The 518-nt window shown below is 34.4% G+C and carries 2 protein-coding genes; both read left to right on the top strand.

Annotated features, from left to right (window positions below):
- Window positions 1–332: hypothetical protein (locus R8N49_RS30485; RefSeq protein ID WP_318190871.1), on the top strand; the 332-nt coding region annotated here is incomplete at its 5' end.
- Window positions 333–388: 56 nt separating this feature from the next.
- Window positions 389–518 (top strand): glycosyltransferase family 2 protein (locus R8N49_RS30480; RefSeq protein WP_318190872.1); only part of this gene is annotated, 130 nt, incomplete at its 3' end.

Raw genomic sequence — 518 nt, 5'->3', positions numbered from 1 at the left:
GGTCTTCTGAGCGAAGTAAAATATCTGTTTCGAATACTCTAGATAATATGGCCAGACAGGAGAATGCAATTCGAGGCTGTCTATGTGATTGGCAAGATGAGAGTGATCTCAAATATGCACTTTCAGTTAACTTATATAACACAGCTTTTACTCTTGTGATAAATAAAGAGTATGAATATGTAAAAGATCTTATCGTATGTTCCTGGAATCTTTACCCCAATGCGCATCGAGTTCAAGCAATCTTATACAGAACCCGACATATACCAAATATAGCAACTTATGTTTTTAGACTCTATCAGAGATTAGGAACAAAAATAAAAGCTAGAAGATAAGGTTGTTAGAGAGACTAACGAAAAATTTTAGCTAACTAGTAAAACGGTTTGAATAGATGCAGAATAACGAAGATGTAGTTTCTATTATCATGCCAACTTACAACTCTGAGCAAACGGTTGTAGAAAGCATTCAAAGTGTACTATCCCAAACGTATAAAAATTGGGAACTTATAATCGTAGATGACA

It is taken from the genome of Vibrio sp. 1978, assembly GCF_033344345.1.
Note: the sequence above shows the minus strand (reverse complement) of the source record. Positions and strands in the feature narration are given on the sequence as shown.